We start from the raw sequence: 19,610 nt of genomic DNA on the forward strand, positions 1-19,610 counted from the left end.
TGTTCGATTTTTAATTTGATGGCAGAACTAAGGTTTTGTTAAAATAACGAACTAAAACTAAATTCTATTTTCACTCTTTTGCGATCTGTTTCAATCTGATATTCCGGAAATCTATGGCGGAACCTTCATAATTAAGAGAAATTCTGCCTTCTGTAGAAGTGGCTTCTGTAGCTTCGTTGACGAGTTTTCCGTTCAGATATTGGGTGATCTTTCCGTTGAGAGATTTGATGACGATAGAATTCCATTCGCCGTAGGGTTTTTCATTTTCCAGGAATTTGGGCGAGGTCACGCTTGCGCTGGGCTCCACCAGTTTCCCATTGACTTTTGCCGTCACCTGATCCAGAAAGACAAAATCCCCGGTCGTATTCTCCTTGATCTGAAACTGAATCCCTTTTGGCCAAACCTTGTCTGGCGACTCTGTTGGGATGTTGTACATCACGCCGCTGTTTTTCTTGCCTTTTCCTTTGTATTGCTCATCCATGTTCCATCGATAGTCTAGGGTCAGTTCAAAGTTGGAATAGCTTTTTTTGGACATCAGATACCCGATGTTTTCGCCGTGCATTCTGATCATCCCATCTGTGAACTCATAAACTTTGGCAGGCTCCAGTTTCTCCGAGCTTATTTTGGTGTAGGCATACCAGTCATTCTCTGTCCAGGTTTTTTGCTGGGTGGTGCAGGCGGTTAAGATGAGGAGGAATAGGAGGGTGAGGGTTGTGGTTTTGAGCATAGAGGCGGCATTAGAAGAAAAATAAATATAACGTTCCGCGGATTTGCGCTGTAGCGACAACTTACCGCTTTGTTGTAAAGATATACAAAATTTCAACTTAGTAAGTTCTGGCTAAAAAAGCTAAACCAGCCATTGCGCCAAACGGCTGTTGTGTGAAGTGCTAATATCGCGATTTAGTTTTATATGTAATTTCATTTACGTCTTTTAATGGATAGACTTTTACGTTATTCAATTTTTGATTGTAGAAAAAAATATATTCGTTTGTTTTTCCGATAAAATAAAAATTTTGATTGGATTTGATAATTTTATTTCCTGTAATTATTGTTGTACCTGTATAAATCTTAGCATTTACTACATATTTAGCTTCAGAAAAACCTTGAAAACTAGAGATTACCAGAAGAACTATAATAGTAAAAGCAGCAGCAATATATTTTTTTGTTGTATCGCTAAAGGTTTCTAAATAATTTAGAAGACTTGATTTTGAGGCACCAATTATAGCAACGGCTACGAGGAGAATTATTGTAATTACTAACAATAAATTTGCAGTGTCGAATTGAAAATTTCCTGATAAAGCATTATAAATTAAAATTAAAATACCACTTAAAAACGCCAATGATACAGAAGCGCGAAAATGTTTTTTATCAACCAGGAAGAAAACTGCAAATTGAAAAGCTAGAGAAAAGTAAACGTAGAGATTGCATAAAAATATCATTATCATTTCCGTGAAATTTAAATATTCGATTACTGGGAAATGAAAACAGTTATAGTATGAACATATTTTTGCAAGTCCAAGCAATATAAATGTTGGTAGACTTAATTTAAATATTATCTCGCTGTTCTGATTCATCTTATAAACTTAGGTTTTTAGCATTTCACACAATGAGCTTTGGCTTGAACTGAGCGAAAGTTTAATTCAGACCTAACAAGGCAAAGCTGTTGGCTTTTTGTAAATTTAATAAAAAAAAACAAAAGCAAAATAGCTTTTGCGGATAGGGAAGTATTAAAGTTCTATTTAGCACTTAACCGGCATTTGCCAAACCGATGTTAGCGGATGTTTTTGTTGATGTTTAGTTCTTCAAGATGTACACCACTGTTTACAATATCATTCATTTTCATTTCTTGAATTGATAATTCATAATTATCTGGTAATATTTTAGCAATTTTAAGGTTCTGAATATTATATCCGAGTGATGCAAATAATTTGAGAATTGTATACCTGTCTTTGGGAGTAGACTTACATCCAAAAATTATTTCTTTTAATGATTTTCGATTTATCTTAGCTAAACCTTGTTCTTTTTTAATTAATCGAATTTCATTTTCATATTGCCATTTAGAATACTTGTTTGACAAGATGTTAAATCTTAATTCGTCAAGTTCTGTATGTGAATAATTAAAAATTTCAATAGGTTTATCTGAATAATTAATATTCAAAATTTCAGGCATAAAACTGTTATCAAAACTAAGATTTTCGAATTCATATTTTATACAGATTCCTTTATGATTATTTGCGTAATGTCCCCACATTAGTGGACAACTTGAAGTTAATGAACCGCAAGATATTCCAGTTTTTTGATAATCTATTAAAAGAAAAATGTAATCATAATACATTTTGACTTGTAGAAATTCAATGTTATCATTTAATAATTTCTGTAGAATTGCTTCATCTGAATAGAATGCAAATAACTCAATCAATTTATCATTAAAATTTTCTATTTCATTAGAATACAAATCTTCAGAAAATAAATTTAAATCACTGCATGTTTGAGTACATTTTTAAATTCTTCAAGTTTCTCTTTATTTTCATTATTAGAATTTATTAAATAAGAAAATTCTTGAACTTTTATTTTAAGATAATTATAGAATTCTATAATTTTTGAAATCTCAGATGTTAAAGTAAATCTTGGATAACTGTCAAAAGGATCGTTAAAATTTCTTGGGTTTGTAAAATATAATTCGTTATTAATTATTAAACTAAATAGGTTTTGATTTATAGTATAATATTTATAAAAATATTCCAATTTCATTTGTTTACGAGAGTTTTACAAAATTTCCGCTAACGTTTCGCCGCTTTGACTAGTCGCGGAAAAGGAGCAAAGTACTTTCCACTACCGGAAACGAATTTAGGAAAAATAAGTTTTGCATTACCGAAAAACCGCGATTACGCAAAACGGCTGTTAATAGTGGCTTCTTAACTGATCTTTTCTATAATGGAAATAGGATTTTCCATCAATACTTCCCAAAATGGATTACGTGATGATTTACCACTCCAATATTTTTCCGCAATGATTTGCAATCCGATTACGCTACCTGTTTGTCTAACAAGATTCATATCTGCTTCCGAATAATTTTCACATTTAACTTTGTAAATATTTCCTATGCCATTAAATGTTTTGTTCAAAATGAATTTTGCATCTTCAAGAGTTAAGCAGCCAAACGAACAAACAAATCTAGATTTCCTTTCGGGAAACTTTAATTGTCTTACTAGTTCAAATACCGTTTCCAAAGTTAACTCATTAGGAGTATAACGTAAATTTTCACCAACAGATAGAAATGGAGTATGTAAATACATTTCACCGTGTCTAGATATGCCTTGAGGATATAAATCTATTTTATGCTGTTTAAATTCATCAATAGTGTAAAATTCTTCGCATGAAATATGTCCAGGAAAATAATCCAAATTAAATTTAGAAACTTGAGTTATATCTGCTCTTGACACGTGAAAAAATTCTGTCATTTTTGATTTTTTTGAAATTACTGCTAACTTACTCATAACTGTTACTCTGTAGCGTATGTGATAACAAATTTATATCGATACGCGCTAAAACTAACGGTTTTTTTTACTAAAGTAATTATTAATTATTATAAATCATCAAAAGGACTTTTTATCTGCTGTAAATTTTTGGCAGTTATTTACATGTTTTTTAGATAATCAAATACAACTACATAATAATTCAACTAAAAAAATCCCCCAAACCCTATCCCATATCAATAAAATATTTATTTTCGAAACTTAATTTTAATATTAACATCTAAATAAACACAAAGATGGCAGAAAGCAAAAACAACATCATCACACATGGCCTTAGCGGCAAAGTAGGAGACCTCATCGTATTCAGCCAGAGAGACGGCAAAACCTATGTGTCCAAAGCGCCAAAACCCAAAACCGTAGAAGACTCCCCAAAACAGAAAGAGCACAAGCTTAAGTTCCAGAAAGCAACCCTCTACGCAAAATCAGTAATCAATAATCCCGAGCTAAAACAGATGTATGCCGCAAAAGCAGACACTTCCAAAGGGATGAGCACCTACAATGTTGCAGTCGCAGATTTCTTCAATGCCCCGGAGATACAATCCATAGATCTTGCAGACTACAAAGGAAAAAAGGGAGACATCATCCGCATCTTAGCCATAGACGACTTCGCAGTAAAAACAGTCATGGTAAAAATAGAAAGCGAAAATGGTAATCTAATAGAAGAAGGCGCCGCCACAGATTCCGGCTACGAGTGGCTCTACACCGTCACGATAACCAACACAAATCTCACAGGCTGCAAGATCACCGTAACTGCCTCTGACTATCCTGCCAACTTGGCAGAAACAACCAAAATTCTCTAATACAGAAAAAGTACAGTTAGAGTACGGAAAGTGTACAGAGAGTGTACGGACGTAACCCGTAAAAAATAACTGCCAAAATGACAAAAGCCATCCAAAACGGATGGCTTTTTTACGTTAAAAACTTAGGAATACTTTATCTCCCAATCGCCTCATTCAAAAAACGATTAAAAGGGTAGATCTCCTTCAGAACCTTGACTGTGTTTTTGACAAAGTTTTTATCCAGAACATCTTCATCGGACAAAGGATGGAAAACCGTGAATTGCTTGAACTTAAGATAATCACCCATCGGATCTTCTTTATCGAAGCCCTGCGGCACTTTTACCAATTTGTCTCCCTGCAATTCCAACACATCTTTAAAAGACTTTTTATTGAGGATATTGAGGAATGTTTCGCTGTCCGAACTAATGGTTTCACGGATGGCTTTCAGGTTTTTCGGTTCGGTCATGTAAACACCGCCTGCGAGGAAGGATTTGCCGGGTTCTAAGTGAATATAATATCCGGCGTGATTCAGGGTTTTCGGGCCTTTTTCTACGAGTGATGCACCGATGTTGGTTTTGTAAGGCGTCTTGTCTTTGGAAAATCTAGTGTCTTTGTAGATCCTGAAAATACAGTTTCTGGCTTCCAGACGTTCCACACTTTTATCAAATTCTGCCACTTCTGAGATGATCTCATTTACGACATTTTCAAAGTTTTCTTTGGCTTGCAGATACGTTGGTTTGTTTTCATTGAACCATTCTCGGTTATTATTGATTTCGAGTGCTGACAGGAAGTTGAGTGTTTCTTTATTAACGGCTGTTGACATTGCTTGGGTAATTTTAAATAAAGATATTAAATCCTGATTATTTGAGTAATTAAATTTAAAATATAAATTACAGCACTTCGACTCCGCTCAGTGTGACAAATCTAATACTAACTGTTTGTCAGTCTGAGGCTCTCGAAGACTTTTACATTGTCCGTCTGAGCGGAGTCGAAGACCTTGTTGAAATCATTGAAAATTGAAAAGTATAAGAACCTACCTCCCAATTGCATCATTCAAAAAACGATTAAAAGGGTAGATCTCTTTCAGAACTTTGACTGTGTTTTTGACAAAGTTTTTATCAAGAACATCTTCATCGGACAAAGGATGGAAAACGGTGAATTGCTTGAACTTCAGATAGTCACCCATCGGATCTTCTTTATCAAAGCCCTGCGGCACTTTTACCAATTTGTCTCCCTGCAATTCCAGGACATCTTTAAAAGACTTTTTATTGAGGATATTGAGGAATGTTTCGCTGTCCGAACTAATGGTTTCACGGATGGCTTTCAGGTTTTTCGGTTCGGTCATATAAACACCGCCGGCGAGGAAGGATTTGCCGGGTTCTAAGTGAATGTAATATCCGGCGTGATTCAGGGTTTTCGGGCCTTTTTCTACGAGTGATGCACCGATGTTGGTTTTGTAAGGAGTCTTGTCTTTGGAAAATCTGGTATCCTTGTAGATCCTGAAAATACAGTTTCTGGCTTCCAGACGTTCCACACTTTTATCAAATTCTGCTACTTCCGAGATGATCTCGTTTACCACAGTTTCAAAGTTCTCTTTGGCTTGCAGATACGTTGGTTTGTTTTCATTGAACCATTCTCGGTTGTTATTGATTTCGAGTGCTGATAGAAAGTTGAGTGTTTCTTTATTAACGGCTGTTGACATTGCTTGGATAATTTTAAATAAAGATATTAAATCCTGATTATTTGAGTAATTAAATTTAAAATATAAATTACAGCACTTCGACTCCGCTCAGTGTGACAATCTAATACTAACTGTTTGTCCGTCTGAGGCTCTCGAAGACTTTTACAATGTCAGTCTGGGCGGAATCGATAACTTGGATGAATTTATAGGATAATAAGCAACCGAACTTATAACAGCAATCAAAAATCAATACAGCTTCTGGTCTTTTTCACAATAGAAACTGGAGCGTTTTCCTTTGCCTGTGTCTTTTCTGATGATCTCTTCGCCGCATTTCGGGCATTTCTTTTGGTGATAAACCTGCCAGTGTTTTTTCAGTTGATCGATCCTTTTCCATTTCAGAAAATCGAAGCTGTAATTTCTGGCTTCTTCGATGAGATCATTTAGTTTTTTTGTGGGCAGATTCCCGACCGGGCTTTCCGGATGAACTCCAATTCTAAACATTACTTCATTCTTGATGATGTTCCCGACACCGGAAAAAATCTCCTGATCCATCAGGGCATCGCAGACCATCATTTTGGGTTGAGATTTGAGTTTCTCTTTGGCTTTTTTTGGACTCCAGTCGTCACTCATCACATCGGCTTCCCAATCTACGGTTTTCAGGAAAGCATCATCCACCAATTTTACAGAACAGGTGTAGAAAAGCATTTTTCCTTTTTTGAATGTAAGGCCAAGTTTAAGGGATTTGTCTGGTTTGGTCTGCTCATCAATCTCGTAAGATCCGAACATGAGCAGATGTATTCTGACGCTCACTTCATCAAAAATCAGATAAGTCTGTTTCCCGTAAAGTCTTATTTCCTTAAGGGTTTTTCCTACGAGCTCATCTCTATCGATCCTGGCATTGCCGACGGCAGAAATCACTTTTTCTCCCACAAATTTCCGGAGATCTTCTTTCATTAAAACAATAGTTGGACCTTCTGGCATGATTACTTTTTTTGAGAAAATCTCAAATATTATTCCGTTAAAAATAAAATATGACTTATTTTTGAAATTATTATGGATTTGAATTCAATTTTCACCAACCAGCGCACCGGAAACCACCAGCAGAATGTGGTTTCCAGAACTGATTTTCAAAGAGATTTTGACCGGATTATTTTCTCCTCGGCATTCCGGAGACTGCAGAACAAAACACAGGTTTTCCCTTTGCCGGGAAGTGTTTTTGTACACAACCGACTCACGCATTCTTTGGAAGTGGCTTCCGTTGGTCGCAGTTTGGGAAGTCTGGCGGGTGAATTTATTTCAGAAAATTATAAAGGTGATATTAATAATCTGTCGAAAGATTTTTATCAGCATCAACTTCATAATGTGATCGCTTCGGCTTGTCTTTGCCACGACATCGGAAATCCGGCTTTCGGACATTCCGGAGAAGATGCAATCGCCAGTTATTTTGAGAAGAATGAAAGTCAGTTAAAATCAAAATTCGGTGAAAAGGAATGGGCAGATCTTTTGAATTTTGAAGGGAATGCAAACGCCATCCGCGTTCTTACGCACCAGCAGCAAGGAAAAGATAAAGGCGGCGCACAGCTCACGCATACGACTTTGGCAAGTATCGCCAAATATCCCTGTGAATCGATCGCCAAGAAAAAAGGAGTGATCAACCGAAAGAAATTTGGATTTTTCCAGAACGAAAAACAGCAGTTTCTGGACATCGCAACATCCACAGGAATGATGAGTGAAAGTGATGAACCTGTGATCTTCAAAAGACATCCGTTCGTTTGGCTGGTAGAAGCGGCAGACGATATCTGTTACAATATTATTGATATGGAAGATGCGCACAGACTCGGCATCGTAAATTCTAACGACTGTGAAAATCTCTTCCTCGATCTGGTAAAATCTGTGAATCCCGACGATATCAAAAGAGTAGGAGACAAGCTGGCAATTATTACCAATAAAAATGAACGTATCTCTTATCTGAGAGCAAAAGTTATCAATTCTTTAATCAATAAAACTATTGAGCTTTATAAGAAGAATTTTGAAAACATCCTGAATGGAAATCTTGAAAAAGGCATTCTTGATCTCTTCAAAACAGAAAGTTCTTCCCTCACAGAAATTGAACGTTTTTCGATAGAAAAAATCTACAACCACAAAGCCGTCATCGAGATAGAAAATGCTGGCTACAACGTTATGTACGAACTTTTGAACCACTTCATCCCCTCCATAATAAAAAATAAAGACGAGCGGAAATCCTACGATAAAATGGCGCTGAAACTAATTCCTCAGCAATTTATTTATGACGATCTTACCATTTATCAGAAAACATTGGGTATATTGGACTTTGTTTCGGGGATGACTGATAATTTCGCAACAGATCTTTACAGGAAAATTAAAGGAATTGATATCGGAATGACCGTCTAAAAACCAAACTAAATAACCACGAAAAACTTTTTTAAACTATATATTTTTAACCTATGAAAAGAGAATTTATCAGGAAAATCACCTTTGTTGTGATGTGTTTAACCGTTTTAGCAGTATTTACTACTTCTTGCCGTGATGATGATGAACCGGCAAAACACACTTTAAAATTTGCCATTACCGGAACTTACACCGGCGATCTTGTAGCGACACTAACTTACGGAAGTGAAACAAGCGCAGAAGGAGGAACAGAAAACATTGCTAAACTGCCTTGGAACAAAGAAGTAGAAGTCACTGGTGCTTATGCAATGGGAATTGGTGCAATGACTTGGAATAAGTCAGGCAAAAAAGGAGAGACTGCGATCATCAAAATGTATGTGGACGGCAAGGAAGTGAAATCTACCACTGCAACCGCTGATAACGACGGTGATATTTTTTCTAATGTTATGCAGTATACCGGAGGAAATTAACATCAATTTAATAACAAAAAAAAGAGGTTACAGATTTGTAACCTCTTTTTTTATATCAATTCGCATTCAAAAACGTCTGCAAAATGCTTTTTGATTTTCTGCTTTACTTCCTCATAATCTACTTCGTGTTCCAGTTCTCTTTTCATAGAAGTGACTTGTTTATCGGAGATCCCACAAGGAATAATGTAATCGAAGTAGCGCATATCGGTATTGACATTCAGGGCAAAACCGTGGATCGTAACCCAACGGGAAGCTTTTACACCCAATGCACAAATCTTTCTTGCATAAGGCTTTCCGACATCAAACCAGACACCTGTTTCGCCGGGAGACCGTTCGCCTTTCAAACCGTATTCTGCAATAGTCCTGATGATGACTTCTTCCAGATCCCTCATATAACGGTGGATATCTGTGTAGAAATTCTCAAGATCAAGAATAGGGTAGCCGACGATCTGTCCGAAACCGTGATAGGTAATATCACCACCGCGGTTGACTTTTACATAAGTGGCGTTGATCTCTTTCAGCTTGTTTTCGTTTGCGAGAAGGTTGGACTCGTGACCACTTTTCCCTAAAGTATAAACGTGCGGATGTTCTACAAAAAGCAAATGATTATCGGTTTCTTTCTGATCTTCGGGGTTTTCTCGGTTATGGATTTTGATATCGAGATTATGCTTGAGTAATTCTTCCTGATAATCCCAGCTTGGCTGGTAATCTTTGGTTCCAAGATCTTGAAACTTTACTTTTTTATTGATGAGAGAATTCACTTTTAATTGGAATTATTTATACAAATTTACTCATTATTTTACCAAATAACAAGACACGAAAAAACCACCCGAAGGTGGTTCTCATAAAGAATAAAATCTGAAATCGCCACGATAAATATTCCTTAACAAACTCCAACGGCGATCTGGCGATTGCAAATGACTTAAAAAAATCAATAAATATTTACCAATGAAAATGACTTATTTTACAACAAGTTTTTTTGTTTCTGTCTGTCCACCATAAGTGATTTTTACGAGATATACACCAGAATTAAGCCTGTTTAGATCCACTTCCTGTGTGGAGAATCCTGATTGATTTTTGATAGAAGTCTCGTAAACTTTTTTACCGGCAAAATCAAAGATCTCAACATTTCCGTTTTTAGGAGCAGCTTCTTTTACATCAAACAAGATATTTATTTTTTTGTCTTCTTTGGTTGGGTTTGGATAGATCCCGAAAGTTCCTTTTTTACCGAAATCCGCTACAGATAACTGTGCTGTAATATCTTTGTATTTAAAATACATATTTCCAGTGGAAGCACCTCCGTTTGCTGTGAAGTATAATCTGTAATATTTGCTTCCTTCTTTAATATAATAGACAACATCACCATAAACGCCGGAAGTTGGTTTCCAGGAATGACCTATGGTCGTGATATTTTTAGAATAAGCTGTCGATACAGGAGCTGTAAATGTTGCAGTTCCCTGAGTTTCCGGCTGTACTTTTGCAACCGTGATGTTTGGACTTTGGACCGCACCGGATAATTTATACATCAGAATGTTGTTGTAGAATGTATAATATCGTGTGAACATCAGATCCCAATTTGCTTTTGCAGGTTCCAGGTTTGGAACTTTGTCCCCTGTATCAAATGAAAAATAATTAAAAAATGCATCATCTGTTCCGTTTGCGATAGTTTTGGTCTGTGTCGCATCCCAGGATGTTCCGTTCCATTTTGCATACTTGAATGTGTAACCGCCGAAATATTCACTGATGAAGAATTTGTAGTATGTGTTGCCATATTCCAGTATAAAAACCACTTTGCCCAATACTTTGTGCGTTGCCAGATCATACGATCCCCAGCCAAAGTTCAGACCGCCTGCAGGTAATAATGTCGCTGAATCAAAAGAGCCATCCTGAATTCTTTCTGTCTGGTCAGGATTGTATAACGGCTCTCCCCAATTTGCTTTGTCTGCCGGCATTACCGTATCGAATGCTGCGGGATCTGCAGAAACCTGATAGGTAAGGACATTTTTTGCATCATTTACTTTGACACCAAAATCTGTAGAAGTGACTCTGTAAAATGCAATATCCCAAGTGCTGGCGTCCTGAGAAACCATGTTGTTTGCAGAAAGATCAAAAAAGACCCTGTTTGCATATTGTGGTCCCATTGTAAGGTTTACCTGCGTATATCCATTTTCATCTGTTTGAGATAATACGGTTTGGTTTACCGTAAAAGCAAGTAAACTTGCCAGGAGTAGTTTTGTTTTCATTTAGGCTTATTTTAAATTAGTTATTTAGAATTGTTCTACAAAACTAAAACATTATTTTTAATTATTCTAAATAGATATTAATATTTTAGAATGATAAAAATCATATGCCTTTGTATATTAAAAAAATGACAAAAAAACCTTTTAAGAATTAATCTTAAAAGGTTTGTTATTTTGATGTATTAATGGCTCAGAAAAAACTCTGAAATTATTTTTTGATGAATTTTGATTTATTAATCTTTCCATTAGTTCCCTCAATCAGGATATAGTAGATACCGGTTTTTAGTCTGGTAATATCAAATGTATTGTCCGTAATTTTTCCTTCAGTTGCCAATTGTCCTGCTGCAGAATAAATTTTGGCACTGGAAAGAGTGGAAGGAGATGTGAATTTCAAAGAATTATTATCCGCAGATACAGCAAACTTCACATCATTTGAATTAAGTGCATTCTCTACAACCGCCAGGTTAGGTCCATAAACGACATTGTCAACATGAAGCGCAGCGTGCGCAATACTGCCAATAAACTTGAAGGCAATATACTGCTGTGCAGATGCGGGAACATCAAAAGTATAAGTATTCTCTGTTGTTGATGCTAATGTAATTGCGGCTCCAAGTGGTGTAAAACCAGTCATATCTGCAGTTGTAGTACCACTTACCAGACCAACCTGTACCGTTCCGGTTCCAGCAGAGCCCGTTGTCTGTGCGGAGGTAAAAGTAATTTTTGTAGAACCGTCTGGTGCAACGATCTGTGGCGAAATAACATATGCAGCAACATTAGGAAACATAAAAGAATAAGCCTGCACATAGTTTTGCCCTCCTGTTCCATCAATATACATAAATGGGGCCGGTGGTTACTTTGTTCCATCCGTTTTGTGGCAAAGCACCGGTACCGGTAGTAAAAGTATTAAAGTTTTCGTTGATTGTAGTTAATTGTGCATTTGCGACAACTGCAAATAATGATGCTGCCAAAAGTAGTTTTGCTTTCATAGTAGATTTTATTAAACTTAAATTGTTATTTAGAATTATTCTACAAAAGTATTAAATTATTTTTAATCAGTCTAAATAAAATCTTATCTTCGCAAAAAATTTTTCGATGAAGAAGAGAACGATGAGCCTTCTGAGCCTGGCAATTCTGAATTTTGCTTACGGTCAAAAAGATTCAATTAATCAAAAAAATATTGAAGAAGTTGTAGTTACAGGTCAATATATACCTCAGTCTATTAATAAGTCTATTTATAAAGTAGAAGTAATTACATCAGAACAAATTAAAAATATGGCTGTTACGACTGCAGCAGAAGTTCTGAATCAAAATCTTAATATTCTGGTTTTAAATTCCCGTAGCTCAGGTAATTCTCAGGCAAATATTATGGGTCTGAGCGGAGAATACACCAAAATACTAATCGATAATATTCCTGTTGTCAGCGATGAGGGAATGGGAAATTTGGTAGATCTTACCAAAATCAACGTCAATAATATAGAACGCATCGAGATCGTAAAAGGCTCGATGGGTGTGGAATACGGTAATAATGCAGTCGCAGGTGTTATCAATATCATTACCAAAAAGAATTACGGAAAAAAGATTACAGCTAATATTTCTTTACAGGAAGAAACTGTTGGAAAAGACTATGATCTTTATAAAAAAGGAAACGGGAGACACGTTCAGAATCTTAATTTAGGATATAAAATCAATGACAACTGGCAAATAACTGCCGATATCAACCACAATGATTTCCAAGGTTATAGAGGAAAACAAAACGGTTACAAATATTTTACCGAAGGCAACGATGGTTTGAGAGGTTACGAATGGCAGCCAAAAGATATGACCATTGCAAATGCAGCAGTCCGTTATTCCAAAAATAAAACAACGTTATTCTACAAAATCAATTTTTTGAATGAAGTTATCAATTATCGTGATCCGCAGGTTTATCCTGAATATCTTGGTAATGGCAACCAGACTTTTCTGGCAGATGACGTAGATTATTTTACAAAAAGATGGCTTCATCAACTCAATATTCAGACACAGATAGGTTCAAGAATTAATTATTCCGGCGATTTTTCTTATCAGGTTCAGGAAAGACAGTCACAGGATTATCAATATGATGTTCCGAACAGATATGTTTACACAAAAGATGCAAAAAACACTTTCTATAAATCCGAAGTTTTATATTCCAGAGGGATGTTCAGCAATTTTCTTAACAGTGAAAAATTCAATTTTCAAATCGGTTATGAGCTGGACCGCACAAAAGGTTTCGCAGATTCTACAACTTTTGAAGATAACAATAATCCAAACGGAGGGGATGTAAATCGGGTGATCTTCAATTATGCTAATTTTGTATCAGCAGAATGGAAAGCCACAGACAAATTATCCTTCAGACCAGGAATCCGCCTTGCATTGAGTGATAAATTTGACAGCCAGTTCAATTATTCATTGACAGGTAAATTGAGCCTTAATGAAAATTCTACTCTGAGAGGGATTTTTGGATCGGCAAACAGATTTCCTACGTACGAAGAGCTTTATTCCTATTTTGTCGATAACAATCATGACTTAAGAGGAAACGAAAATCTGACTCCGGAAACTGGTTATTCTGTCGGAATGTTTTGGGATTATCAAATACCATCCTCGGGAGGCTGGAAATATAATATTGGATTAAGCGGTTTATATCTTGACGTTGCAGACCGGATTGAGAATATAAGTCTCGGCGGTAATACATTCACTTATCTAAATATTGACAATTATAAATCCTTGTTATTTGGAGGTAATCTGGATGTCAAAAAGAACAATTTTTCTTTTAACACAGGGATTTCTTATATGGGAATTTCACAAGCTTTGAATACAGGTATAATAGAATCTTCAAACGATTTTAACTATTATCTGGAAGCCAACGCAGCTATTAATTACAAACTTTCTTCTTCCAAAACACTATTTGCTTTGTATTATAAATATACAGGAAAAGCAAAAGCATTTGTTTATCAGCCGGGACCAACTGTTGCCGATCCGGGACAATACGTTTTGGGAGATGTTCAGGATTACAGTATGATGAATTTCACGGTGAGCCAGCCACTTTTCAATGATCATTTTGAGATTGCATTGGGTGTTAAAAATATTTTTGATGTGACTACAATTAAAAATACGACGCTGTCCGCAGGAGCTCATAATTCTGCAGCATCTAATCAGAATTTATTTTATGGCAGAAGTTACTTTGTCCGTTTAAACTATAATTTTTAAGAAAATATGAAATCGCAACGATTCGGAAACACAAAACCAATGAAAACCGAGCGATTGTAAATGGTAAATGAAAAACAATAAATATCACCTATGAAAAAGTTATTAATATATATATCCATAGTTTCCGGATTTTTATTTCAGTCTTGTATTAATGATAATGAAGATCCTGTTGCTGTAAGCGGCGTTGGAGATGTCAAAAGTCCGGCTGTGGGAGGAGCAACAGAACCTAACCAAGTCTGGTTTGACCTTAGCTCCGGACAAGAAACTATGAACAGGAGAACAGACTGGGATCTTGCTTTCTATTCAGGGAATAGTTTTAAGGTTATTCTTAATCCATCAATTTTAATGGCAGCTGCTAAGATCCCGAATATTACAGATATCAATCTGGTAAAGGAATCGGATGTTGCAGAACTTAAAACGAAAGTTCAGGTCGCCAATTTTGACCCTACAAACGTGAATTATGTGGATGATGTGAAAGGAAACTTTCCGACAGGTTATACCGCAATTTCTGAAATATCGCCCAATGATTCTGACAATGCTGTTTATCTGGTTAATCTGGGCAAAAATATTTTTGAAGGAGATGTTCCCGCAGGCTCCGTTCTTCATAGCGGAACAGATAGAGGCTGGATGAAAATTCAGATTACAAGAAGCGGAAATTCGGCTTATAAAATCAAATATGCAGAAATAGCAGATACAAAGTATAAGGAGTATATTATAACTAAAGATACAGATCACAACTTCAGCTTTTTTAGCTTAAAGAATGACAGAGAGCTTCTTATTCAGCCTCAAAAAGAAAAATGGGATTTGTGTTTTACCGTATTTACAAACGTGATCGAAGGTGCGGGAACATATATCTACGCAGATTTTGTTTTGAGCAACCTTTTGGGCGGAGTCGCAGCTTATGAAGTAAAAGTAACGGCGCCGACAACAGGAGCAGAAGCTTACAATAATTTTACGGCAAATGACCTTGATGCTTCCAAATTTATAACAGATGATCACCGCGTGATAGGAGGAAACTGGAGAAATCCTGTTGGTACCAATGGATTAGAAGTCTATGGTGATCGTTTTTATGTCATTCGTGATGCGGAAGGTTTTTATTTTAAATTAAGATTCCTGCGAATGACCAGTACTTCCGGTGAAAGAGGTCATCCTCAGTTCGAATATAAACCGCTTTAATTCAATTTCTTAGAATAATTAATTATCATAATCAAATAAACATGAAAAACATCAGAATAGCTGTTTTGTCAGCGATACTTTTAGCTGGGATTTCTTGTAAAAAAGAAGATTCTAAAGTTACAGCCAATCCGGAAGCAAAAACTGAAAATCCTGTTTCTAACCAAAAGATTGTCAGCATCAGTGGCGGCGTTACAGAAATTGTTGCTGCGCTTGGTCACGAGAAAGAAATCGTTGGAATAGATGTAACAAGCACTTATCCCGAATCTTTGAAAGCTACCGCTAAAGATCTTGGTCACGTCCGTTCGATGACGATCGAGCCGCTTTTGGCACTCAATCCAACTTTAATTTTGGCCTCTGACAAAGATATAAATCAGGATTTATTAGCAAAAATCAAAAGCTCTGGCGTAAAATCAGAATTATTCCAGCAGGAATTCACGATTGATGGAACCAAGAAATTGATCAATCAGGTTGCAAAAGCTTTAGGAAATACAAATCAGCAGGAATTGTACGATAAAATTGATGCAGATCTCAAACAACTTCAGCCAATTGCAAAAAAACCAAAAGTCCTTTTCATCTACGCAAGAGGAAATATGCTGATGGTTGCAGGTAAAAACACGCCGATGGCAAACATCATAGAGATTGCTGGCGGACAAAATTCGGCTAACGATTTCGAAGATTTCAAACCATTGACGCCGGAAGCGGTCGTTCAGTCAAATCCTGATGTTTTATTGTTCTTCACGAGCGGTTTGCAAGGTTCCGGAGGAGTAGATGGTGCGCTGAAAATGCCAGGCGTTTCTCAGACGAATGCCGGTAAGAATAAGAAAGTAATCGCTTTAGATGGCGGCTTAATGTCTTCTTTCGGACCAAGAGTTGGTGAAGCTGCCGTCAGCCTGAACAAACTTTTGATAGAATCAACAAAATAAATTCCTTCGCTCCCTTTAGGTTCGGGAAAATAAAGAAAATTTATTTCATTAATAATAAGGTCAACGAATCCGACGGATTCAATATCAGTAGCCGTAGGTGAAACCTATGGAAAATTTAAGCAAGCATTTTGAAATCAAAAAGTCTCATATTTTACGCCATTATTGGTATTATACTATTAATACTGCTTATGGCTTTGTCTTTAAATATCGGCGTTTATGATTTTGATAAATCCAGTTCTTACCAGGTTTTTTGGAAGTTCATAACCAATGATTCTTCACTTTCTCTTAGTGAAAAATATGTCATTTGGGAAGTAAGAGCTTCCAGAATCGTCATGGCTGTTTTGATTGGAAGTTTGCTCGCCGTTTCCGGAACTGCACTTCAGGGAATGTTCAAGAATCCCTTAGCAACAGGTGAAGCAATCGGATTGACTTCCGGAGCAACATTATTGGCTGCAATTGCCATTGTTTTAGGACATACATTTGAGAATTATCTTCCAGAGATTATTCGGAATTCTTTGGTTGGTATTTCAGCATTCGTAGGCGCATTATTAGCAATGATAATCGTTTATAGGATCTCAACTTCCGGCGGGAAAACCAATGTTGTGATGATGTTGCTGAGTGGTGTTGCCATCACCTCAGTCGGATTTTCTATCACAGGATTTCTGATTTATATTTCAAAAGACGAGCAATTGAGAGATCTCACATTCTGGAATCTTGGAAGCTTAGCCGCCGCAACCTGGACAAAAAACGCCATTTTATCCTGTGTTTTATTGCTTTCATATTTTATCATACTTCCAAAAGGAAAGGCATTAAATGCAATGATGCTTGGCGAAAAAGACGCTCAGCATTTGGGAATCAATGTAGAAACTCTGAAGAAACAAATTGTGGTTTTGACCGCATTGATGGTAGGAACCTGCGTGGCGTTTTCCGGAACGATAGGGTTTGTCGGATTAATAGTTCCTTACATTTTGAGATTGCTTTTCCGTTCAGATTATCATTTCATTTTACCACTTTCTGCGATTTGCGGAAGTATTTTGCTACTATTCGCAGACACGATTAGCAGAACTATTGTTGCACCTTCAGAATTGCCAATCGGGATATTGACTTCATTAATTGGAGGTCCTATTTTCATTGCTATTTTAATTAAATTTAAAAACACATTGAGATGATAAAAGGACAGAAAATCAATTATCAGAGTCAGAAAGTAAGCATTTTAAAAGATGTTGATATCAATGTTGGTTTCGGAGAATTTCTTGCGATTGTAGGTCCGAATGGCGCCGGAAAATCCAGTCTTCTGAATCTGTTGGCAAACGAAATAAAAACGGACAATAAAAAGAATATTCAATTCAAAGATAAAATCCTTTCCGATTGGAATCTGGAAGAACTTTCCAGACACAAAGCCAAATTTTCTCAGCACAATGCACAGGATATTCCGCTTTTGGTAAAGGATGTTGTAATGATGGGTCGTTATCCATATTTCAATTCGCAGCCGCATTCGGAGGATTTTAAATCGGTTGAAAGAGCAATGGCAGAAACGGATGTTGTGCAATTTCAGGAGAGAGAATATAACTCACTTTCCGGCGGAGAAAAACAGCGTGTTCACCTCGCCAGGGTTTTGGCTCAGCTGGATAATGAGATAGAAAACACTTTACTTTTTCTGGACGAACCACTTAATAATCTGGATGTTAAACATCAGTATAAAACTTTGGAACTGATAAAAAACTTCACTCAGAAAAATAATACAGCCATTGTTGTTTTGCACGATCTTAATCTTGCAGCGCAATTTGCCGACAATATTCTTTTGATGGAAAAAGGACATGTTTTATCATATGGAAAGCCGGAAAAAGTTTTAACTGCAGAAACGATTTCCAAAGCTTATAGTTTTCCCTGCACGATTTGCAAACATCCTATAAATGAAAACACAATGATATTGTTTGGGTAGAAACTTATCAAAAATTAAGATTATTAAAAAATACATTATACTTTTTACAAACTACATTTTACAAAAATTATGAGTACATTAATTAATGAATTAAAAGAAAAATGGGAAGCTTTGAAAGCAGAAAACCCACATCTTAGAATAAGAAATGCAGCTGAGCAATTAGGCGTGAGCGAAGCAGAATTATTAGCGACTAATGTTGGAAACGGCGTTACCGTTTTGAAACCTGAGTTTGCAGATCTTCTTCAGGAAGTTATAAAACTGGACAAAGTGATGGCGCTTACGAGAAATGATGAATGCGTCCACGAGAGAAAAGGTGTTTACCTGAATCCGGATTTCAGCAATCCGCACGGTCAGGTTTTCGTTGGCGAAGATATTGATTTGAGAATCTTTATCAACTCGTGGAAATTCGGATTTTCTGTTGTAGAGGGTGATAGAAAAAGCTTCCAGTTCTTTGGAAAAGACGGATTGGCACTTCATAAAATCTACCTGACAAAAGACAGCAACGAAGCTCAATTCGACGCATTAACAGAAAAATATAAAGCAGACGAACAATCTCCAAATGTTGTGACCGAATCCGTTCCCGGAAAACCTGCAGAAAAAGCAGATTCAGAAATTGATGTGGCTGGATTCCAACAAGCCTGGACAGAGTTGAAAGACACGCACGATTTCTTTATGTTATTGAGGAAATTCGGGGTTACAAGAACGCAGGCGTTGAGATTGGCACCTGAAGGTTACGCAAAAAAAATCGAAAATTCTAAAGTGGTGAATGTTTTAGAAGATGCTTCTGAAAAGAATCTGCCGATCATGATCTTCGTTGGAAACCGCGGAATTATCCAGATTCATACAGGGGAAGTTAACAAAACGCTTTGGCATCAGCAGTGGTTCAACGTGATGGATCCGGATTTTAACCTGCATCTGGACACGACAAAAATTGCGGAAACGTGGATCGTAAAAAAACCAACGGAAGACGGCGAAGTAGCAGCCGTTGAAGTATTTAATAACGAAGGCGATTTTATCGTACAGCTTTTCGGGAAAAGAAAGCCGGGAAATCCGGAACTTCAGGGTTGGAAAGATCTGGTTGCAGATTTGGAAAAATAGAAATATTGAATTAGATATAAGCCGTTTTAAATTATTTTAAGACGGTTTTTTTGTTTTAATAATATAATTCTAAATTAAATATTGAATCAAAACTTCTACAACTTTCCATTTTCCCAAAATCCTTTTTCCGA

At 36.5% G+C, this 19,610-nt stretch carries 21 protein-coding genes; 9 read left to right on the top strand and 12 right to left on the bottom strand.

The window, feature by feature from the left end:
• Positions 1-70 precede the first annotated feature (70 nt).
• The 5 genes from ACFJGY_RS09835 to ACFJGY_RS09855 form a co-directional block, all read right to left on the bottom strand.
• A complete protein-coding gene (locus ACFJGY_RS09835; protein WP_379963390.1) occupies positions 71-727 on the bottom strand; it encodes a DUF1080 domain-containing protein in 657 nt (218 codons plus the stop codon).
• A 160-nt stretch (positions 728-887) separates the two neighbouring features.
• The gene (locus tag ACFJGY_RS09840) at positions 888-1,574 is read right to left on the bottom strand and encodes a hypothetical protein (RefSeq protein WP_379963392.1); all 687 of its coding nucleotides are present in this window, start codon (positions 1,572-1,574) and stop codon (positions 888-890) included.
• A 197-nt stretch (positions 1,575-1,771) separates the two neighbouring features.
• The gene (locus ACFJGY_RS09845; RefSeq protein WP_379963394.1) at positions 1,772-2,455 is read right to left on the bottom strand and encodes a DUF2971 domain-containing protein; all 684 of its coding nucleotides are present in this window, start codon (positions 2,453-2,455) and stop codon (positions 1,772-1,774) included.
• Positions 2,456-2,472: 17 nt separating this feature from the next.
• Positions 2,473-2,751: a hypothetical protein gene (locus ACFJGY_RS09850; protein ID WP_379963396.1), complete on the bottom strand. Its 279-nt coding sequence runs from the start codon at positions 2,749-2,751 to the stop codon at positions 2,473-2,475.
• Positions 2,752-2,915: 164 nt separating this feature from the next.
• Positions 2,916-3,497 carry a hypothetical protein gene (locus tag ACFJGY_RS09855; RefSeq protein ID WP_379963398.1) on the bottom strand — a complete coding sequence of 194 codons (582 nt, stop codon included), beginning with the start codon at positions 3,495-3,497 and terminating at the stop codon, positions 2,916-2,918.
• A 275-nt stretch (positions 3,498-3,772) separates the two neighbouring features.
• On the opposite strand from ACFJGY_RS09855, the gene ACFJGY_RS09860 reads away from it, so the two are divergent.
• Positions 3,773-4,336, top strand: coding sequence for a hypothetical protein (locus ACFJGY_RS09860; protein ID WP_379963399.1), 564 nt, complete (start codon positions 3,773-3,775; stop codon positions 4,334-4,336).
• Positions 4,337-4,469: 133 nt separating this feature from the next.
• Here the strand turns inward: ACFJGY_RS09860 and ACFJGY_RS09865 are convergent, their stop codons facing one another.
• The 3 genes from ACFJGY_RS09865 to ACFJGY_RS09875 form a co-directional block, all read right to left on the bottom strand.
• Complete coding sequence (locus ACFJGY_RS09865; protein ID WP_379963401.1) at positions 4,470-5,138, bottom strand: DUF2461 domain-containing protein; 669 nt, start codon at positions 5,136-5,138, stop codon at positions 4,470-4,472.
• A 210-nt stretch (positions 5,139-5,348) separates the two neighbouring features.
• Positions 5,349-6,017, bottom strand: a complete 669-nt coding sequence (locus ACFJGY_RS09870) for a DUF2461 domain-containing protein (RefSeq protein WP_379963403.1) — start codon at positions 6,015-6,017, stop codon at positions 5,349-5,351.
• 225 nt (positions 6,018-6,242) lie between these two features.
• Entirely contained in the window at positions 6,243-6,977 is a 735-nt protein-coding gene (locus ACFJGY_RS09875; protein WP_379963405.1) for a DNA-formamidopyrimidine glycosylase family protein, read from the bottom strand.
• A 72-nt stretch (positions 6,978-7,049) separates the two neighbouring features.
• Between ACFJGY_RS09875 and dgt the strand changes: the two genes are divergently transcribed.
• Both dgt and ACFJGY_RS09885 read left to right on the top strand, forming a co-directional pair.
• Positions 7,050-8,408: a dGTP triphosphohydrolase gene (dgt, locus tag ACFJGY_RS09880; protein WP_379963407.1), complete on the top strand. Its 1,359-nt coding sequence runs from the start codon at positions 7,050-7,052 to the stop codon at positions 8,406-8,408.
• A 53-nt stretch (positions 8,409-8,461) separates the two neighbouring features.
• The gene (locus tag ACFJGY_RS09885; protein ID WP_379963409.1) at positions 8,462-8,875 is read left to right on the top strand and encodes a hypothetical protein; all 414 of its coding nucleotides are present in this window, start codon (positions 8,462-8,464) and stop codon (positions 8,873-8,875) included.
• A 50-nt stretch (positions 8,876-8,925) separates the two neighbouring features.
• Here ACFJGY_RS09885 and lipB read toward each other — a convergent pair whose 3' ends face one another.
• From lipB to ACFJGY_RS09905, 4 genes are all read right to left on the bottom strand, one after another.
• Positions 8,926-9,636 carry a lipoyl(octanoyl) transferase LipB gene (gene lipB, locus ACFJGY_RS09890; protein WP_379963412.1) on the bottom strand — a complete coding sequence of 237 codons (711 nt, stop codon included), beginning with the start codon at positions 9,634-9,636 and terminating at the stop codon, positions 8,926-8,928.
• 198 nt (positions 9,637-9,834) lie between these two features.
• A complete protein-coding gene (locus ACFJGY_RS09895; protein WP_379963414.1) occupies positions 9,835-11,118 on the bottom strand; it encodes a T9SS type A sorting domain-containing protein in 1,284 nt (427 codons plus the stop codon).
• Between the two features lie 205 nt (positions 11,119-11,323).
• The gene (locus tag ACFJGY_RS09900) at positions 11,324-11,950 is read right to left on the bottom strand and encodes a choice-of-anchor J domain-containing protein (RefSeq protein WP_379963416.1); all 627 of its coding nucleotides are present in this window, start codon (positions 11,948-11,950) and stop codon (positions 11,324-11,326) included.
• Entirely contained in the window at positions 11,940-12,101 is a 162-nt protein-coding gene (locus ACFJGY_RS09905) for a hypothetical protein (RefSeq protein WP_379963418.1), read from the bottom strand. Before ACFJGY_RS09905 ends, ACFJGY_RS09900 begins: the two co-directional genes overlap by 11 nt.
• A 106-nt stretch (positions 12,102-12,207) precedes the next feature.
• Here ACFJGY_RS09905 and ACFJGY_RS09910 point away from each other — a divergent pair, with 106 nt between their 5' ends.
• The 6 genes from ACFJGY_RS09910 (at position 12,208) to ACFJGY_RS09935 (ending at position 19,479) form a co-directional block, all read left to right on the top strand.
• Positions 12,208-14,340 (top strand): TonB-dependent receptor plug domain-containing protein, encoded by a 2,133-nt coding sequence (locus ACFJGY_RS09910; RefSeq protein WP_379963420.1) that lies wholly within the window; start codon positions 12,208-12,210, stop codon positions 14,338-14,340.
• 90 nt (positions 14,341-14,430) lie between these two features.
• Positions 14,431-15,516, top strand: a complete 1,086-nt coding sequence (locus ACFJGY_RS09915) for an HmuY family protein (RefSeq protein ID WP_379963422.1) — start codon at positions 14,431-14,433, stop codon at positions 15,514-15,516.
• A 41-nt stretch (positions 15,517-15,557) separates the two neighbouring features.
• On the top strand, positions 15,558-16,439 hold the full coding sequence (locus ACFJGY_RS09920; protein WP_379963424.1) for a hemin ABC transporter substrate-binding protein: 882 nt from the start codon (positions 15,558-15,560) through the stop codon (positions 16,437-16,439).
• 128 nt (positions 16,440-16,567) lie between these two features.
• Entirely contained in the window at positions 16,568-17,608 is a 1,041-nt protein-coding gene (locus ACFJGY_RS09925; RefSeq protein WP_379963427.1) for a FecCD family ABC transporter permease, read from the top strand.
• Positions 17,605-18,381 carry a heme ABC transporter ATP-binding protein gene (locus ACFJGY_RS09930; protein WP_379963429.1) on the top strand — a complete coding sequence of 259 codons (777 nt, stop codon included), beginning with the start codon at positions 17,605-17,607 and terminating at the stop codon, positions 18,379-18,381. Before ACFJGY_RS09925 ends, ACFJGY_RS09930 begins: the two co-directional genes overlap by 4 nt.
• A 69-nt stretch (positions 18,382-18,450) precedes the next feature.
• The gene (locus ACFJGY_RS09935; RefSeq protein WP_379963431.1) at positions 18,451-19,479 is read left to right on the top strand and encodes a hemin-degrading factor; all 1,029 of its coding nucleotides are present in this window, start codon (positions 18,451-18,453) and stop codon (positions 19,477-19,479) included.
• Positions 19,480-19,610: the final 131 nt, after the last annotated feature.

Source organism: Epilithonimonas sp. UC225_85 (assembly GCF_042695135.1).
Lineage (GTDB): Bacteria > Bacteroidota > Bacteroidia > Flavobacteriales > Weeksellaceae > Epilithonimonas.

Bases quoted from the DNA above. Each gene is read 5' to 3' on its own strand.
- ACFJGY_RS09835 (WP_379963390.1), bottom strand. From the start codon at position 727: ATGCTCAAAACCACAACCCTCACCCTCCTATTCCTCCTCATCTTAACC.
- ACFJGY_RS09840 (WP_379963392.1), bottom strand. From the start codon at position 1,574: ATGAATCAGAACAGCGAGATAATATTTAAATTAAGTCTACCAACATTT.
- ACFJGY_RS09850 (WP_379963396.1), bottom strand. From the start codon at position 2,751: ATGAAATTGGAATATTTTTATAAATATTATACTATAAATCAAAACCTA.
- ACFJGY_RS09855 (WP_379963398.1), bottom strand. From the start codon at position 3,497: ATGAGTAAGTTAGCAGTAATTTCAAAAAAATCAAAAATGACAGAATTT.
- ACFJGY_RS09860 (WP_379963399.1), top strand. From the start codon at position 3,773: ATGGCAGAAAGCAAAAACAACATCATCACACATGGCCTTAGCGGCAAA.
- ACFJGY_RS09865 (WP_379963401.1), bottom strand. From the start codon at position 5,138: ATGTCAACAGCCGTTAATAAAGAAACACTCAACTTCCTGTCAGCACTC.
- ACFJGY_RS09870 (WP_379963403.1), bottom strand. From the start codon at position 6,017: ATGTCAACAGCCGTTAATAAAGAAACACTCAACTTTCTATCAGCACTC.
- ACFJGY_RS09875 (WP_379963405.1), bottom strand. From the start codon at position 6,977: ATGCCAGAAGGTCCAACTATTGTTTTAATGAAAGAAGATCTCCGGAAA.
- dgt (WP_379963407.1), top strand. From the start codon at position 7,050: ATGGATTTGAATTCAATTTTCACCAACCAGCGCACCGGAAACCACCAG.
- ACFJGY_RS09885 (WP_379963409.1), top strand. From the start codon at position 8,462: ATGAAAAGAGAATTTATCAGGAAAATCACCTTTGTTGTGATGTGTTTA.
- ACFJGY_RS09895 (WP_379963414.1), bottom strand. From the start codon at position 11,118: ATGAAAACAAAACTACTCCTGGCAAGTTTACTTGCTTTTACGGTAAAC.
- ACFJGY_RS09900 (WP_379963416.1), bottom strand. From the start codon at position 11,950: ATGTATATTGATGGAACAGGAGGGCAAAACTATGTGCAGGCTTATTCT.
- ACFJGY_RS09905 (WP_379963418.1), bottom strand. From the start codon at position 12,101: ATGAAAGCAAAACTACTTTTGGCAGCATCATTATTTGCAGTTGTCGCA.
- ACFJGY_RS09910 (WP_379963420.1), top strand. From the start codon at position 12,208: ATGAAGAAGAGAACGATGAGCCTTCTGAGCCTGGCAATTCTGAATTTT.
- ACFJGY_RS09915 (WP_379963422.1), top strand. From the start codon at position 14,431: ATGAAAAAGTTATTAATATATATATCCATAGTTTCCGGATTTTTATTT.
- ACFJGY_RS09920 (WP_379963424.1), top strand. From the start codon at position 15,558: ATGAAAAACATCAGAATAGCTGTTTTGTCAGCGATACTTTTAGCTGGG.
- ACFJGY_RS09930 (WP_379963429.1), top strand. From the start codon at position 17,605: ATGATAAAAGGACAGAAAATCAATTATCAGAGTCAGAAAGTAAGCATT.
- ACFJGY_RS09935 (WP_379963431.1), top strand. From the start codon at position 18,451: ATGAGTACATTAATTAATGAATTAAAAGAAAAATGGGAAGCTTTGAAA.